Genomic DNA, 16549 nt, shown 5'->3' with positions numbered 1-16549 from the left:
TTCAAATCTCTCGAAAAAAGTTTGAAAAAACAATAAAAAAAGTTGTTGACAAATAACAAACGAGATGATAAGATATAGAAGTTGTCACAACAGACAACAACAACCAAGCAAAACAACTTAAAAAAACTTTTTTAAAAAAGTTCTTGACATTCAAACGGAAGTTTGTTATGATATAAAAGTTGCTGCGAGGTAACGTAGACCTTTGAAAACTGAACAAAGAATAGACGAACCAAATGTGTAGGGCGTCTTGATTCAATTCAAGACAACAAACATTTTTAACAAGCAAGCAATATGCTAGCAAACAAATTGAGCTTAACAATCGTAAGATTGTTCTAACTTTTATTATGAGAGTTTGATCCTGGCTCAGGACGAACGCTGGCGGCGTGCCTAATACATGCAAGTCGAACGCTTCTTTCCTCCCGAGTGCTTGCACTCAATTGGAAAGAGGAGTGGCGGACGGGTGAGTAACACGTGGGTAACCTACCCATCAGAGGGGGATAACACTTGGAAACAGGTGCTAATACCGCATAACAGTTTATGCCGCATGGCATAAGAGTGAAAGGCGCTTTCGGGTGTCGCTGATGGATGGACCCGCGGTGCATTAGCTAGTTGGTGAGGTAACGGCTCACCAAGGCCACGATGCATAGCCGACCTGAGAGGGTGATCGGCCACACTGGGACTGAGACACGGCCCAGACTCCTACGGGAGGCAGCAGTAGGGAATCTTCGGCAATGGACGAAAGTCTGACCGAGCAACGCCGCGTGAGTGAAGAAGGTTTTCGGATCGTAAAACTCTGTTGTTAGAGAAGAACAAGGACGTTAGTAACTGAACGTCCCCTGACGGTATCTAACCAGAAAGCCACGGCTAACTACGTGCCAGCAGCCGCGGTAATACGTAGGTGGCAAGCGTTGTCCGGATTTATTGGGCGTAAAGCGAGCGCAGGCGGTTTCTTAAGTCTGATGTGAAAGCCCCCGGCTCAACCGGGGAGGGTCATTGGAAACTGGGAGACTTGAGTGCAGAAGAGGAGAGTGGAATTCCATGTGTAGCGGTGAAATGCGTAGATATATGGAGGAACACCAGTGGCGAAGGCGGCTCTCTGGTCTGTAACTGACGCTGAGGCTCGAAAGCGTGGGGAGCAAACAGGATTAGATACCCTGGTAGTCCACGCCGTAAACGATGAGTGCTAAGTGTTGGAGGGTTTCCGCCCTTCAGTGCTGCAGCAAACGCATTAAGCACTCCGCCTGGGGAGTACGACCGCAAGGTTGAAACTCAAAGGAATTGACGGGGGCCCGCACAAGCGGTGGAGCATGTGGTTTAATTCGAAGCAACGCGAAGAACCTTACCAGGTCTTGACATCCTTTGACCACTCTAGAGATAGAGCTTTCCCTTCGGGGACAAAGTGACAGGTGGTGCATGGTTGTCGTCAGCTCGTGTCGTGAGATGTTGGGTTAAGTCCCGCAACGAGCGCAACCCTTATTGTTAGTTGCCATCATTTAGTTGGGCACTCTAGCGAGACTGCCGGTGACAAACCGGAGGAAGGTGGGGATGACGTCAAATCATCATGCCCCTTATGACCTGGGCTACACACGTGCTACAATGGGAAGTACAACGAGTCGCTAGACCGCGAGGTCATGCAAATCTCTTAAAGCTTCTCTCAGTTCGGATTGCAGGCTGCAACTCGCCTGCATGAAGCCGGAATCGCTAGTAATCGCGGATCAGCACGCCGCGGTGAATACGTTCCCGGGCCTTGTACACACCGCCCGTCACACCACGAGAGTTTGTAACACCCGAAGTCGGTGAGGTAACCTTTTTGGAGCCAGCCGCCTAAGGTGGGATAGATGATTGGGGTGAAGTCGTAACAAGGTAGCCGTATCGGAAGGTGCGGCTGGATCACCTCCTTTCTAAGGAATATTACGGAAATACACATTTCGTCTTTACTTTGTTCAGTTTTGAGAGGTCTACTCTCAAAACATTCGTTCATTGAAAACTGGATATTGAAGTAAAAAGAATCAAAACAAACCGAGAACACCGCGTTGAATGAGTTTTTTAATAAGTTCAATTGCTTATTTATTGATTAACCTTCTATCGCTAGAAGAAGTGATCAAGACCCAACCGTAAGGTTGATAAGGTTAAGTGAATAAGGGCGCACGGTGGATGCCTTGGCACTAGGAGCCGATGAAGGACGGGACTAACACCGATATGCTTTGGGGAGCTGTAAGTAAGCTATGATCCAGAGATTTCCGAATGGGGGAACCCAATATCTTTTATAGGATATTACTTTTCAGTGAATACATAGCTGATTAGAGGTAGACGCAGAGAACTGAAACATCTTAGTACCTGCAGGAAGAGAAAGAAAATTCGATTCCCTGAGTAGCGGCGAGCGAAACGGGAAGAGCCCAAACCAACAAGCTTGCTTGTTGGGGTTGTAGGACTCCAATATGGTAGTCTGTTAGTATAGTTGAAGGATTTGGAAAATTCCGCTAAAGAGGGTGAAAGCCCCGTAGACGAAATGCTGACAACACCTAGGAGGATCCTGAGTACGGCGGAACACGAGAAATTCCGTCGGAATCCGCGGGGACCATCCCGCAAGGCTAAATACTCCCTAGTGACCGATAGTGAACCAGTACCGTGAGGGAAAGGTGAAAAGCACCCCGGAAGGGGAGTGAAATAGATCCTGAAACCGTGTGCCTACAACAAGTCAAAGCTCGTTAATGAGTGATGGCGTGCCTTTTGTAGAATGAACCGGCGAGTTACGATTGCATGCGAGGTTAAGTCGAAGAGACGGAGCCGCAGCGAAAGCGAGTCTGAATAGGGCGAATGAGTATGTAGTCGTAGACCCGAAACCATGTGATCTACCCATGTCCAGGTTGAAGGTGCGGTAAAACGCACTGGAGGACCGAACCCACGTACGTTGAAAAGTGCGGGGATGAGGTGTGGGTAGCGGAGAAATTCCAAACGAACTTGGAGATAGCTGGTTCTCTCCGAAATAGCTTTAGGGCTAGCCTCGGAATTGAGAATGATGGAGGTAGAGCACTGTTTGGACTAGGGGCCCATCTCGGGTTACCGAATTCAGATAAACTCCGAATGCCATTCATTTATATCCGGGAGTCAGACTGCGAGTGATAAGATCCGTAGTCGAAAGGGAAACAGCCCAGACCACCAGCTAAGGTCCCAAAATATATGTTAAGTGGAAAAGGATGTGGGGTTGCACAGACAACTAGGATGTTGGCTTAGAAGCAGCCACCATTTAAAGAGTGCGTAATAGCTCACTAGTCGAGTGACCCTGCGCCGAAAATGTACCGGGGCTAAACATATTACCGAAGCTGTGGACTACACCATTAGGTGTAGTGGTAGGAGAGCGTTCTAAGGGCGTTGAAGGTCGATCGTGAGGACGGCTGGAGCGCTTAGAAGTGAGAATGCCGGTATGAGTAGCGAAAGACAGGTGAGAATCCTGTCCACCGTATGACTAAGGTTTCCTGGGGAAGGCTCGTCCGCCCAGGGTTAGTCGGGACCTAAGCCGAGGCCGATAGGCGTAGGCGATGGACAACAGGTTGATATTCCTGTACCAGTTGTTTTTGTTTGAGCAATGGAGGGACGCAGTAGGCTAAGGAATGCATGCGATTGGAAGTGCATGTCCAAGCAATGAGTCTTGAGTAGAGTTAAATGCTTTACTCTTTAAGGACAAGTTGTGACGGGGAGCGAAATAATAGTAGCGAAGTTCCTGATGTCACACTGCCAAGAAAAGCTTCTAGTGAGAAAACAACTGCCCGTACCGTAAACCGACACAGGTAGTCGAGGAGAGTATCCTAAGGTGAGCGAGCGAACTCTCGTTAAGGAACTCGGCAAAATGACCCCGTAACTTCGGGAGAAGGGGTGCTGACTTCGGTCAGCCGCAGTGAATAGGCCCAAGCGACTGTTTATCAAAAACACAGGTCTCTGCAAAATCGTAAGATGAAGTATAGGGGCTGACGCCTGCCCGGTGCTGGAAGGTTAAGAGGATGGGTTAGCTTCGGCGAAGCTCAGAATTGAAGCCCCAGTAAACGGCGGCCGTAACTATAACGGTCCTAAGGTAGCGAAATTCCTTGTCGGGTAAGTTCCGACCCGCACGAAAGGCGTAACGATTTGGGCACTGTCTCAACGAGAGACTCGGTGAAATTTTAGTACCTGTGAAGATGCAGGTTACCCGCGACAGGACGGAAAGACCCCATGGAGCTTTACTGTAGTTTGATATTGAGTGTTTGTACCACATGTACAGGATAGGTAGGAGCCGATGAGACCGGAACGCTAGTTTCGGAGGAGGCGCTGGTGGGATACTACCCTTGTGTTATGAACCCTCTAACCCGCACCACTAATCGTGGTGGGAGACAGTGTCAGATGGGCAGTTTGACTGGGGCGGTCGCCTCCTAAAAGGTAACGGAGGCGCCCAAAGGTTCCCTCAGAATGGTTGGAAATCATTCGAAGAGTGTAAAGGCAGAAGGGAGCTTGACTGCGAGACCTACAAGTCGAGCAGGGACGAAAGTCGGGCTTAGTGATCCGGTGGTTCCGCATGGAAGGGCCATCGCTCAACGGATAAAAGCTACCCTGGGGATAACAGGCTTATCTCCCCCAAGAGTCCACATCGACGGGGAGGTTTGGCACCTCGATGTCGGCTCGTCGCATCCTGGGGCTGTAGTCGGTCCCAAGGGTTGGGCTGTTCGCCCATTAAAGCGGCACGCGAGCTGGGTTCAGAACGTCGTGAGACAGTTCGGTCCCTATCCGTCGCGGGCGTTGGAAATTTGAGAGGAGCTGTCCTTAGTACGAGAGGACCGGGATGGACTTACCGCTGGTGTACCAGTTGTTCTGCCAAGGGCATTGCTGGGTAGCTATGTAGGGAAGGGATAAACGCTGAAAGCATCTAAGTGTGAAGCCCACCTCAAGATGAGATTTCCCATTTCTTTAAGAAAGTAAGACCCCTGAGAGATGATCAGGTAGATAGGTTGGAAGTGGAAGGCTAGTGATAGTTGGAGCGGACCAATACTAATCGGTCGAGGACTTAACCAAAGAATGGATAAGTAAAAGCAACTTGGTTATTTTGATTCAAACTTCAATCCAGTTTTGAGTGAATGAAGATTCAACTCAATAAGAAACAACACCCAGTGTGGTGGCGATAGCGAGAAGGATACACCTGTTCCCATGCCGAACACAGAAGTTAAGCTTCTTAGCGCCGATTGTAGTGAAGGGTTTCCCTTTGTGAGAGTAGGACGTCGCCACGCGAATTGTTGTTTTTGGAGGTTTAGCTCAGCTGGGAGAGCACCTGCCTTACAAGCAGGGGGTCAGCGGTTCGATCCCGTTAACCTCCATTTTTTGAGCCGTTAGCTCAGTTGGTAGAGCATCTGACTTTTAATCAGAGGGTCACAGGTTCGAGCCCTGTACGGCTCATATTCATATTTCATTTGCGGGTGTGGCGGAATTGGCAGACGCACTAGATTTAGGATCTAGCGCCGCAAGGCGTGGGGGTTCAAGTCCCTTCACCCGCATATTTAGCCGGCTTAGCTCAGTTGGTAGAGCATCTGATTTGTAATCAGAGGGTCGAGGGTTCAAGTCCTTTAGCCGGCACCATTTTGCGGAAATAGCTCAGTGGTAGAGCACCACCTTGCCAAGGTGGGGGTCGCGGGTTCGAACCCCGTTTTCCGCTTAGCCAATTCATTACGCCGGGGTGGCGGAACTGGCAGACGCACAGGACTTAAAATCCTGCGGTGAGTGATCACCGTACCGGTTCGATTCCGGTCCTCGGCATTGTTTTATATTTAGCACCCATAGCTCAACTGGATAGAGTGTTTGACTACGAATCAAAAGGTTAGGGGTTCGACTCCCTTTGGGTGCATAGTTGAGTGATTGACTAAGTTTTAAAAAGGTGCACGTGAGTTTCTTTTTAATTCGATAGTCTTTTTTTATTACTTTAACTTCATAGCCCGGGAAGTAGCTCAGCTTGGTAGAGCACTTGGTTTGGGACCAAGGGGTCGCAGGTTCGAATCCTGTCTTCCCGATTGTGAAAAACAGTACTGATCATCAGTACTGTTTTTTTGTTTTGTTTAAAATTTAAGTATCGAAGTAGGTGTATTTTTTTGTGATGTGTAATTCTTATCGAAATTGCGACTAAAAATACAGGAATAAAGGACATTGAGAATATATTCGATGGCTAGTTGAGAGGAAAAGGTTGAGACTTTGAAATCTGCATGTTCAACGTTAGGAATGGGCAAAATCACTGTGGCGTATTTAGCTAATTGGCTGTTCAAGTCTGAAGTAATGGCAATAATCGGGGTGCCTCCTTCTGCAAAAATCCGTGCTTCATTTACGATTTCTGCAGTGTTACCACTGTAAGAGACGAGGATGGCTACGTCATTTTTGGTGGCATTGATGGCTAAATAAAATTGTTCAGCTTGATAAGGGATTAAATGGATAAATAGCTGAATGCGTAATAACTTTGTTTGAAAATCCGTTAAGCGAATGTAGGAGTTACTGACACCCACTGCTAAAATATTTTCAGCGGTTAAAAGTAAATCAATGCTTTTATTTAACATGGCCTCGGTTAATAACTGTTGGGTGGATTGAACAGTTTCAGTCGTTAACTGCGCAATTTTCTTGGCAATTAGTAAATCAGAATCTTGCGCTAAAAAAGGCATATTCGCATCAACATTCCGGATTGCTTGGTAGTGAATTTCTAAGTCGCGGGACAAGCGGATTTTAAATTCTTTGAAACCGCTAGTCTCTGTTTTTTTACACAAACGAACAATCGTGGAAGTTGAAGAGTTGGTGGCTTCTGCTAGTTCATAAATCGACATATGCAGGACTCGTTCAGTATGAGATAAAATAAAATCAATAATTAGCCCTTCGTTATATGTATAGCGTTCTTTTTGTTCTAAACATTCGATTAGATTCAATGGGTTCACCTCTCTGTGGTACTTTGTTTCGCTTTCAGTATACCTTAAGCGTATGAATTATGAAACATAGTTACAGAATTAGTTAGTCGTATTTACATAAGAAAGCGGTTTCTTTATGATGAGGATATCACAAAGGATTAAGGAGAGAAGTGAAATGGATAAGTTAACAAACTGGGTGGAGCAAGCCGTAGTGCCTAAAGTTTCAAGGATTACAAGTTTACGTTATTTTCAAGCCTTAAGAAATGGTTTTTTTGCGATTATGCCGTTAACAATTATTGGATCGATTTTTATGTTGATTACAGATTTTCCAGTAGCAGGGTATGGCGATTTTATGGCTGGAATTTTCGGTGCAGGTTGGGCGGATATGATTTCACCCGCTTATCGAGCAACTTTCAACATGATGGGAATTATTTTTGCCGGGACGATGTCCTATAAATTGGCGGAAAGTTACGAAATGGATCGTTTAACTTCATTAATTTTAGGAATTGTTGCTTACGTAGTCGTTTTACCGAAAACGGTGACCACTGAATCAGGCGAAGTTGTGACGAAAGTTTTATCGTTTGATTGGTTAGGAACGCAAGGGGTGATTACGGCCATTATTATGTCAATTCTTTCGGTTGAGTTGACTCGTTTCTGTATTAAGAAAAAATTAGTCATCAAAATGCCTGACAGCGTGCCTTCTATGGTGAGCCAAGCTTTTAGTGCATTGATTCCTGGGATTTTTGTGGTAGCGGTGGCTTTATTGATTAATGGGATTGGGCTTTCGTTTGCGGATTCCTTCCCACAATTAATTTATGCGGTGATTCAAGCGCCACTGCAAGGTTTAATCGGAACCCCTTTTGCAATTATTATTGTGGCTGGCTTAAATGGACTGTTCTGGTGGTTCGGGATTCATCCAACTGTCATCAATTCCATGCTATATCCTATTTTATATGCGAATGCAGACAAAAACCAAAGCTTAGCGGAATTAGGACAATTAACTGCTCAAAGTGGCAACTTTGGCACGGTCCAAATGCTCGATCAATTTGCTACAATTGGAGGCGCTGGTTGCACGATTGGCTTGGCTATTGCAATGGCCATCGTCGGACATTCATCTAGAATGAAAGCCATGTCGAAAATTTCGTTTGTTCCAGCATTTTTCAACATTAATGAACCCTTGATTTTTGGACTCCCAGTTATTTTTAACCCTTTATTATTGATTCCGATTGCGGTCGCGCCGATTGTATCGGTCTTGATTGCCTTTCTGTCAATGAAAATTGGGTTCATGCCAATGTTTACAAACATTCAAGCACCATGGGCTACGCCCTTTCTGTTTTCGGGCTTTTTAGTGGGAAAATGGCAAGGTGCAGTGACGCAAGTTTTAGCTGTTGCCGCTAGTGTCGTTATTTATTATCCATTTGTAAAAGCCTTAGATCGACAATATCAAAAAGAAGAAGCCCATGAAGTACCAGAAACATTGTAGAGAAAGAGGAGTGAAGGAAATGCATGTTGAGAATGATGAAAATATTTGCTGTGAAGTGGAAAAAGGAATGGAAAAAATGTATCATCCGATGGTGCCCGAGTTGGTTCAAACCTCTTCCTTTTATTTTCCAACTTACGAAGAATTTATGGCAGCGAGTATAGATGAAAAAAATAATTATGTTTACACACGTGGCACCAACCCCACAACAGAAATTTTAGAGAAAAAAATTGCTCGTTTGGAACGTGGAGAAAAATGTAAAGTTTTTGCCTCAGGAATGGGCGCTATTTCGGCAACGCTGTTTACGTTGCTCCAACAAGGTGATCATGTTTTAATGGTCAATACAATTTATGGAGAATCTGTTTCGTTTGTGCAATATTTAGAGAAATTTGGCGTATCCTTGACCAAAGTAGACGTTGCAGAAACAGAAGAACTTTTTCAATTTGTTCAGGAAAACACCAAAGTCATTTACTTTGAAAGTCCGTCCTCACAAAAGTTTGAACTGCTAGATTTAGAAAAAATAACTGCGTTAGCACAAAAAATTGGCGCATACACTGTCATTGATAACACGTGGGCGTCACCGTTATTTCAGCATCCTTTATGCCATAATGTGGACCTGGTGATTCATTCTTGTTCCAAATATATTGGTGGTCATTCGGATATTGTAGCGGGGGCTGTCATTGGCAAAGCAGCGCTTGTAGATCAAATTTTTGAACATGGTCATCAAGCATTAGGCGCAGTCAATAGTCCCTTCAATTCTTGGTTAGCGTTACGAGGTATTCGTACCATGCCCGTTCGGTTGGCGCATCAGTCTCAAGCCATCCAAACGGTGCTGTTGGCTTTGCAAAAGGATCCGCGAATTAGTCGCTTATATCATCCTTTTGTAGGAAATCAACAACAACAAGCGTTAGCAGAAAAATATTTGACAGGTTATGGCTCATTGTTTGCGATTGATTTAAAAGATACCGATTTTGAACGTTTGAAAACATTTGTGAACGCATTGACGCTGGTCACAATTGGGGTCAGTTGGGGTGGCTTTGAAAGTTTGGCCTTGCCTGTATTCAAAGGCAATAACTTGGCGGCTGTTCAGAAAAGAGGCTTGTCGCCAGCGCACATTCGCATGTACGTTGGTTTGGAAGAGCCAACATCTATTATCGAAGATATTCAACAAGCCTTGGATCAAGCCTATGGCGAAGAATCGCTTTTGTGAGACATTAAGATAATCAGCTGAACAAAAGCAACTCCTTCGGAAATAAGCCGAAATTCTCCAAAAATTAAAGAACAATTTTCGGAAATTTCTTCTTATTTCTTGGAGCTAAACACTTTTGTCTCAGCCTCTGTGATTCAATAACATATTTTCATTTTTAGGAGGGGAACTTAAGTCAGTTTGACTGAGGTTGCTCCTCCTGTTTTGCATTTTTTTATTAAAGTCAAAGCGTTCCTCTTTATTTAATAGGCAAAGTTCGATATAATAATGGTCAATATTAGTCAAGAGAGAAGAAGGATGGAAGACTATGAGTAATCAAAATACGTCAGATTTAATCGAGGCTTATTTAAAAAAGATTTTAGAAGAAAGTAATAAAATTGAAATCCGTCGGGCGGAAATGGCTAATTTATTTAATTGCGTTCCTTCACAAATTAACTATGTAATTAATACACGTTTTACCATCCAACGAGGCTACGCAGTTGAAAGTAAACGTGGTGGAGGCGGCTATATTCGCATTGTCAAAGTACAAATTTCAGATAACGATCAATTACTAAAACAAATGGATCAATTGATTGGCGCAACCTTAACAGAAAAAGATGCGCTAACATTTATTCAAACATTGTATGAAGAAGAAGTGATTACGAAAAAGGAAGGCAATTTAATGCTAGCTGCTTTAAGTAAAAGCACATTGAATGGTCTGGGGAATCACGAAGATTTTCTAAGAGCTCAAATAATGCGTTCATTTTTAGAGCGCTTGAGCTATGAGGAGGAATAACTATGGATGAACTATTTACAGAAAGTGCGAAAGCCGTACTGGCGATTGCCCAAGAAGAAGCGAAGTATTTTCGTCACCAATCCGTCGGTTCTGAACATTTATTATTAGCACTCGTTTTAGAACCAAATGGGATTGCCGGAAAAACATTACGACAATTGAATACTGACACAGAAGACATCCGTGAAGAAATTGAGCATTTAAGTGGCTATGGCACCATGCAAAGTCCAATGGGAAATAACAACTTATACTTACCTTATTCACCAAGAGCCAAACAAATCTTTGCCTGTGCTGGAGATGAAGCGAAGCGCTTAGGGGCTCAAAAGATTGGTACCGAGCATTTATTATTAGGCTTGTTAAGAGACGAAGAAATTTTAGCGTCTAGAATTTTAGTGAATTTAGGATTAAGCTTATCCAAAATGCGTCAATTATTATTGAAAAAAATGGGCGTTTCCGAACCCAATGGCGCACAACGTCGTCGGAATGGTCAAAATAAAAATGCGCCACAAGGGACGCCAACATTGGATTCTTTAGCAAGAGATTTAACCAAGTTAGCACGAGAACAAAGCTTGGATCCAGTAGTTGGTCGCGGTACCGAAGTCCGTCGTTTGATTCAAATTTTGAGTCGCCGTACCAAAAACAATCCTGTCTTAGTCGGTGAACCAGGTGTTGGGAAAACAGCGATAGCAGAAGGGTTAGCCCAGAAAATTGTCAACCGAGAAGTCCCTGAAGATATGCAAGGCAAACGTTTAATGATGCTAGACATGGGTGCCTTGGTTGCTGGAACCAAATATCGAGGTGAGTTCGAAGATCGCTTGAAAAAAGTTGTCGATGAAATCTATCAAGATGGACAAGTCATTTTATTTATTGACGAATTGCATACCTTGATCGGTGCTGGCGGTGCAGAAGGGGCGATTGATGCTTCAAATATTTTAAAACCTGCTTTAGCACGTGGCGAGTTGCAAACAATTGGTGCGACAACTCTGGATGAATACCAAAAATATATTGAAAAAGATGCCGCTTTGGAACGTCGTTTTGCCCGTATTCAAGTAGCAGAACCAACCCCAGAAGAAGCAGAAGAAATTCTAAAAGGCTTGCGTTCCCGCTATGAAAAACATCATGGCGTAGAAATTACAGATGAAGCTCTACATGCAGCGGTTCAATTATCGATTCGCTATTTAAATGACCGCCAATTACCAGATAAAGCAATTGATTTAATGGACGAATCTGCAGCAAAAGTTCGTTTAGATAAGGCAGATCAACCTTCAGAAATTAATGAATTGCGTACCGAAATTTCTCAATTAATTACGGAAAAAGAAGAGGCCATTCAAAACCAATCATTTGAAAGTGCTGCTCGGATTCGTCAAAAAGAAAAACAAGTGATGGAAAAACTAGAAGAATTGATTGCAGTGAAAGAAAAAAGTCTGTCTGGTTACAGTACACAAGTAACAGAAGAAGACGTGGCTGGGGTTGTTTCACAATGGACAGGCGTTCCTTTGCAGCAGCTAGAGAAGAAAGAAAGCGAACGATTGATGGAATTAGAAACCATTTTACATCAACGGGTCGTTGGCCAAAATGAAGCAGTTGAAGCTGTTTCACGCGCTATCCGTCGTGCGCGTAGTGGCTTGAAAGACCCAGCAAGACCGATTGGTTCCTTCATGTTCTTAGGACCAACAGGGGTTGGGAAAACAGAACTTGCCAAAGCCTTAGCCGAAGCGATGTTTGGCAGCGAAGAAGCTTTGATTCGCGTGGACATGTCTGAGTTTATGGAAAAATACAGTACTAGCCGTTTAATCGGTTCTCCTCCAGGTTATGTCGGCTACGAAGAAGGCGGTCAACTAACTGAAAAAATTCGTCAACGTCCTTATTCCGTTATTTTGCTAGATGAAGTAGAAAAAGCCCATCCAGATGTCTTTAATATTTTATTACAAGTCTTAGATGATGGCCATTTAACGGATGCCAAAGGACGAAAAGTCGATTTTCGTAACACGATTTTAATCATGACCTCCAATTTAGGGGCAACAGCGATTCGTGAAGAAAAACATGTTGGCTTCAATGTGAAAGACATTTCTAAAAATCATGAATTAATGCAAAAACGAATCATGGAAGAATTGAAAAAAGCCTTCCGTCCAGAATTCTTAAACCGAATTGATGAAACGGTTGTATTCCATTCCTTGAAACAAGAGGAAATTCATGAAATCGTAAAAATTATGAGTCAATCTGTCGTGAAACGGATGGCCGAACAAGAGGTTAAAGTGAAAATCACACCAGCTGCAATTGAAGTTATTGGTAAAGTCGGGTTTGATCCAGAATATGGCGCACGTCCAATTCGTCGGGCCTTGCAAAAAGAAGTGGAAGATCGTTTAAGTGAAGCCCTTCTTTCTGGTCAAATTCAGTTAGGGGATAAAGTAACTTTAGGCGCTAGCAAAGGCAAAATTACGTTAAATGTGCGGGCACCAAAAGCACCAAAGACAGAAGCGAAAGAATTACAAACTGTATAGATGAGATGCAAAGGAGGTCGGGACAGAAGTGTTTAACTCCGAGAAATAAGAAGGAATTTCCGAAAATTGTTCTTTAATTTTTGGAGAATTTCGGCTTATTTCCGAAGGGGTTGCTTCTGTTCTCGCCGTGTATCAGTTTTTGAGCGTGGAGCAAAAATCCAAAGTGATTTTTGTCCCACGCTCCTTTTTCTATTTTCCAGTGGCGATTTCTTTTTGAGAATTGCCAGATTGATTTTTCTGTGCTACGTTAATAAGGAGGGGTGATGGAATGGAACAATCTTTTTTTCGAGAATTACTACATTATCAACGTCCAAAGGATAATCCTTTTCGACTAGTGTTTGCTGGCTTGGTTATGTTCAGCATTCTTTTTTTGGGCTATATCAATCATCAATTATTGATTTCAAGCTTTGGCTCGTTAGGTATTTTTACTTTTTTATATTATCAGCCGCTACCATTAAAACAGTTAATGACTCGTTTATCTGTGGTCGGTAGTTACCTTTTTTTAGGAAATTTGTTAGGCATGTTATCGACCCATATTGCATGGCTTATTCCCATTGTTGTTGCACTGGTTGGTTTTGGTGGCCGCTTTTTCTTTGAAGTCTACGATATTTCAAAACCAGGGGCCTTCTTTGGTGTGATGGTGACAGCGATGGGTGCCAGTACGAGCATTCCGCTAGCAAAAATTCCGTTCATGAGTGGCTGTATGTTATTAGGCATTGGCTTTTCCATTTTGTTTGCACTAGTGTTGCATTTTACAGAGAAGGAAATCAGTGTCCCGCTAGCTAAGCGATCATTACGGGAACGAATTTATCAGCATCCAGAAGCGCCATTAGATAGCATATATTATAGCTTTGTTTTATTTTTTGCTGTATATATCAGCGAAAGTTTACATTTACAAAATCCGTATTGGTTAGTCGTTTCCTGTGCATCCATTCTACAAGGAGACAATTTACGTGCGATTAAGCAGCGAAATATTCAGCGAATTTTTGGCACAACGATTGGATTGGTTATTTCCGCTTTTCTGCTTAATTTAGCTTTGACAACTTTTGAATCGATTGTCGTGATTACAATCTTATTTGTGACCGTTGAGTATTTTATTCGTCGTAATTATGGATTGGCGCAATTTTTCACAACGCCTATGGCTCTGATGCTTTCATTGCTCGTTCGTCAGCAGTACGTGATAACGTTGATTCAATTCCGCTTTTTGGGGATTGTTTTAGGCAGCTTGTTAGGCTTAGCAGCAGCGTGGCTATTCACCGTTGTAGTAACGTTTTATGAACGAAAATATCACTTGAACGAGTGACCAAAGAACAGATGACCAGTAATTAAAAAAAGAGCATTTGGTAGGTAAGCGGATGGCGCTTTTCTACCAAAATTTTTTCGGAAACATTGTGAAAAATGTACGTTTAATACAGATAGGCTCTTTTAAAGTTTGTGAACGTATGATACTATTAAACGGTCATAAAGAAGGAGGCTATATTTATGATTGAACTGATTGCAACTGCAGAATCTGTTGAGCAGGCTGTAGAATTACTCGCAACAGGTGTGGATACATTATATATTGGAGAAGAAACATTCGGGTTACGTTTGCCCGTATCTTTTACACGAGATGAACAACGCGAGATTGTGAAACGTGCACATGAAATGGGCAAACAAGTGCTAGTTGCAGTAAATGGCATTATGCACCCTGAAAAAATGAAATTAGTCCCAGAGTATCTGACATTTTTAAAAGAAATCAACGTCGATAAAATTACTTTGGGTGATCCGGGTATTGTGTTTATTATGCAACGAGATGGATTAGAAATTCCTTACGTTTATGATGGCGAAACCTTGGTAACGAGCTCACGTCAAATCAATTTTTGGAGTAAACGAGGAGCCATCGGAGCTGTCCTAGCTCGGGAAGTACCTTTTGAAGAAATGGTCGCAATGGAAGAAAACTTAGCAGTTCCAGCTGAAATTCTTGTCTATGGGGCGACCTGTATTCATCAATCGAAACGCCCATTAATTCAAAATTACTACAATTACACAAAGAACGACAAAGGGGTTACGAAAGACGAAGGGCTGTTTATTTCTGAACCCAAAAAACCAGAAACCCACTATTCCATTTATGAAGATAGTCATGGTACGCATATTTTTGCCAATAACGATGTGAACTTGATGAATGAGTTAACAAACTTGTATGACCATCACTATCGTACATGGAAGCTCGATGGCCTTTACACGCCAGGTGAAAATTTTGTCGCGATTGCTCGCTTATTTGCTGAAGCGAAAGCAGCACTTGAAGCGGGAACTTGGTCAGAAGATCAAGCAGCTCATGCAACAGCTGAAATTGAAAAATTACATCCAACAGGTCGTGGCTTAGACAATGGTTTCTTTGATTTGAGTGCCGATGCAATAAAATAAATTGATTCATTTAAGGGGAAGAAGAACATGAAAGTAATGACAGAACGAACATTGAAGCGTCCCGAGGTGTTGGCTCCAGCCGGGACGCTAGAAAAACTAAAAGTCGCAATTCGTTACGGTGCCGATGCCGTTTATATCGGAGGGAATGCCTACGGTCTGCGTAGCCGCGCAGGAAATTTCACGCCAGAAGAAATGGCGGAAGGCGTAGCCTTTGCCCGCGAACATAATGCGAAAGTTTATGTCGCTGCCAATATGGTCACTCATGAAGGAAACCAGGAAGGGGCAGGAGCGTTTTTCAGAGAATTGCGAGACATCGGAATTTCAGCTGTGATTGTTTCCGATCCAGCTTTAATCGAAATTTGTGCGACAGAAGCACCAGGTTTACCCATCCATTTATCGACACAAGCTTCAGCAACCAACTATGAAACATTAGAATTTTGGAAAAATGAAGGCTTAGAACGTGTGGTTTTAGCGCGCGAAGTTTCAATGGAGGAAGTTGCAGCGATTCGTGAAAATACGGACATTGAAATTGAAGCCTTTATTCATGGAGCAATGTGTATTTCATATTCAGGACGTTGTACTTTATCCAACCATATGTCGATGCGGGATGCCAATCGTGGCGGTTGCTCTCAATCTTGTCGTTGGAAATACGAGTTATTTGATATGCCTTTTGGGACAGAACGTCGGAGCAAAACCAGCGAAGGGGAAGTTGAAGAAGAGTTTTCAATGAGCGCCGTAGATATGTCTATGATTGAACATATTCCAGAATTAATTGAAAATGGTGTCGATAGTTTTAAAATTGAAGGCCGCATGAAATCCATTCACTATGTTTCGACAGTCGCTAATGTGTATAAAAAAGCCGTCGATTCTTACATGGAAGACCCTGAAAACTATGTCTGCCAACAAGAGTGGATTGATGAATTATGGAAAGTAGCACAACGTGAATTAGCAACTGGTTTTTATTACAATACACCAAGTGAAAATGAACAATTATTCGGCGAACGTCGTAAAATTCCGCAATATAAATTTGTTGGTGAAGTGATTGCGTACAATGAAAAGACGCAAGTCGCAACGATTCGTCAACGGAACCTTTTCAGTGTCGGCGATGAAATTGAATTTTATGGTCCTGGGTTTACCCATTTCCACCAAACCGTTAAAGAGATGTATAATGAAGACGGTGAAGCGATCGATCGGGCACCTAATCCCATGATGTTATTAACAATGGAAGTGACGCAACCTGTTGCAGTCGGCGATATGATTCGTAAGAAAAAATAAACCAGCCAAAAG

General features: G+C 43.1%; 8 protein-coding genes, 8 tRNA genes and 3 rRNA genes. 18 read left to right on the top strand and 1 reads right to left on the bottom strand.

Annotated elements, in window-relative coordinates; translation table 11 throughout:
• Window positions 1-340: 340 nt before the first annotated feature.
• From IGL32_RS12915 to IGL32_RS12865, 11 genes are all read left to right on the top strand, one after another.
• Window positions 341-1901, top strand: a 16S ribosomal RNA gene (locus tag IGL32_RS12915).
• Between the two features lie 226 nt (window positions 1902-2127).
• Window positions 2128-5040, top strand: a 23S ribosomal RNA gene (locus tag IGL32_RS12910).
• A gap of 96 nt (window positions 5041-5136) precedes the next feature.
• A 5S ribosomal RNA gene (gene rrf, locus IGL32_RS12905) occupies window positions 5137-5252 on the top strand.
• Together the 16S, 23S and 5S rRNA genes with 8 tRNA genes alongside form the textbook arrangement of a ribosomal RNA operon.
• 14 nt (window positions 5253-5266) lie before the next feature.
• A tRNA-Val gene (locus IGL32_RS12900) sits at window positions 5267-5339 on the top strand.
• Window positions 5340-5345: 6 nt separating this feature from the next.
• Window positions 5346-5418 (top strand) — tRNA-Lys (locus tag IGL32_RS12895).
• Between the two features lie 16 nt (window positions 5419-5434).
• Window positions 5435-5516, top strand: a tRNA-Leu gene (locus IGL32_RS12890).
• Window positions 5517-5522: 6 nt separating this feature from the next.
• Window positions 5523-5598 (top strand) — tRNA-Thr (locus IGL32_RS12885).
• A gap of 4 nt (window positions 5599-5602) precedes the next feature.
• Window positions 5603-5674, top strand: a tRNA-Gly gene (locus IGL32_RS12880).
• Between the two features lie 15 nt (window positions 5675-5689).
• Window positions 5690-5775 (top strand) — tRNA-Leu (locus IGL32_RS12875).
• Between the two features lie 14 nt (window positions 5776-5789).
• Window positions 5790-5863 (top strand) — tRNA-Arg (locus IGL32_RS12870).
• 89 nt (window positions 5864-5952) lie between these two features.
• Window positions 5953-6026: transfer RNA gene (locus tag IGL32_RS12865), tRNA-Pro, on the top strand.
• Window positions 6027-6071: 45 nt separating this feature from the next.
• Here IGL32_RS12865 and IGL32_RS12860 read toward each other — a convergent pair.
• The gene (locus IGL32_RS12860; protein ID WP_002354705.1) at window positions 6072-6929 is read right to left on the bottom strand and encodes a MurR/RpiR family transcriptional regulator; all 858 of its coding nucleotides are present in this window, start codon (window positions 6927-6929) and stop codon (window positions 6072-6074) included.
• 145 nt (window positions 6930-7074) lie between these two features.
• Here IGL32_RS12860 and IGL32_RS12855 point away from each other — a divergent pair, with 145 nt between their 5' ends.
• The 7 genes from IGL32_RS12855 (at window position 7075) to IGL32_RS12825 (ending at window position 16537) form a co-directional block, all read left to right on the top strand.
• Window positions 7075-8382, top strand: coding sequence for a PTS sugar transporter subunit IIC (locus tag IGL32_RS12855; protein WP_002391542.1), 1308 nt, complete (start codon window positions 7075-7077; stop codon window positions 8380-8382).
• On the top strand, window positions 8360-9589 hold the full coding sequence (locus IGL32_RS12850; RefSeq protein ID WP_002387604.1) for an aminotransferase class I/II-fold pyridoxal phosphate-dependent enzyme: 1230 nt from the start codon (window positions 8360-8362) through the stop codon (window positions 9587-9589). The genes IGL32_RS12855 and IGL32_RS12850 overlap by 23 nt, the downstream gene beginning before the upstream one ends.
• A gap of 304 nt (window positions 9590-9893) precedes the next feature.
• A complete protein-coding gene (locus tag IGL32_RS12845; RefSeq protein WP_002354715.1) occupies window positions 9894-10361 on the top strand; it encodes a CtsR family transcriptional regulator in 468 nt (155 codons plus the stop codon).
• Between the two features lie 2 nt (window positions 10362-10363).
• Window positions 10364-12859, top strand: a complete 2496-nt coding sequence (locus tag IGL32_RS12840; RefSeq protein ID WP_156210168.1) for an ATP-dependent Clp protease ATP-binding subunit — start codon at window positions 10364-10366, stop codon at window positions 12857-12859.
• 268 nt (window positions 12860-13127) lie between these two features.
• Window positions 13128-14162 carry an FUSC family protein gene (locus IGL32_RS12835; RefSeq protein ID WP_002379024.1) on the top strand — a complete coding sequence of 345 codons (1035 nt, stop codon included), beginning with the start codon at window positions 13128-13130 and terminating at the stop codon, window positions 14160-14162.
• Window positions 14163-14341: 179 nt separating this feature from the next.
• Complete coding sequence (locus tag IGL32_RS12830; protein ID WP_002354722.1) at window positions 14342-15262, top strand: peptidase U32 family protein; 921 nt, start codon at window positions 14342-14344, stop codon at window positions 15260-15262.
• Between the two features lie 27 nt (window positions 15263-15289).
• Window positions 15290-16537, top strand: coding sequence for a peptidase U32 family protein (locus tag IGL32_RS12825; RefSeq protein ID WP_002368523.1), 1248 nt, complete (start codon window positions 15290-15292; stop codon window positions 16535-16537).
• Window positions 16538-16549 lie beyond the last annotated feature (12 nt).

Source organism: Enterococcus sp. AZ035, assembly GCF_050548325.1.
Taxonomy (GTDB): domain Bacteria; phylum Bacillota; class Bacilli; order Lactobacillales; family Enterococcaceae; genus Enterococcus; species Enterococcus faecalis.
This window is presented reverse-complemented; position numbering and strand designations above follow the sequence as displayed.

Excerpts from the sequence above, each read along its gene's own strand:
- IGL32_RS12855 (WP_002391542.1), top strand. The coding sequence starts at position 7,075 with ATGGATAAGTTAACAAACTGGGTGGAGCAAGCCGTAGTGCCTAAAGTT.
- IGL32_RS12825 (WP_002368523.1), top strand. The coding sequence starts at position 15,290 with ATGAAAGTAATGACAGAACGAACATTGAAGCGTCCCGAGGTGTTGGCT.
- IGL32_RS12830 (WP_002354722.1), top strand. The coding sequence starts at position 14,342 with ATGATTGAACTGATTGCAACTGCAGAATCTGTTGAGCAGGCTGTAGAA.
- IGL32_RS12840 (WP_156210168.1), top strand. The coding sequence starts at position 10,364 with ATGGATGAACTATTTACAGAAAGTGCGAAAGCCGTACTGGCGATTGCC.
- IGL32_RS12850 (WP_002387604.1), top strand. The coding sequence starts at position 8,360 with ATGAAGTACCAGAAACATTGTAGAGAAAGAGGAGTGAAGGAAATGCAT.
- IGL32_RS12835 (WP_002379024.1), top strand. The coding sequence starts at position 13,128 with ATGGAACAATCTTTTTTTCGAGAATTACTACATTATCAACGTCCAAAG.
- IGL32_RS12845 (WP_002354715.1), top strand. The coding sequence starts at position 9,894 with ATGAGTAATCAAAATACGTCAGATTTAATCGAGGCTTATTTAAAAAAG.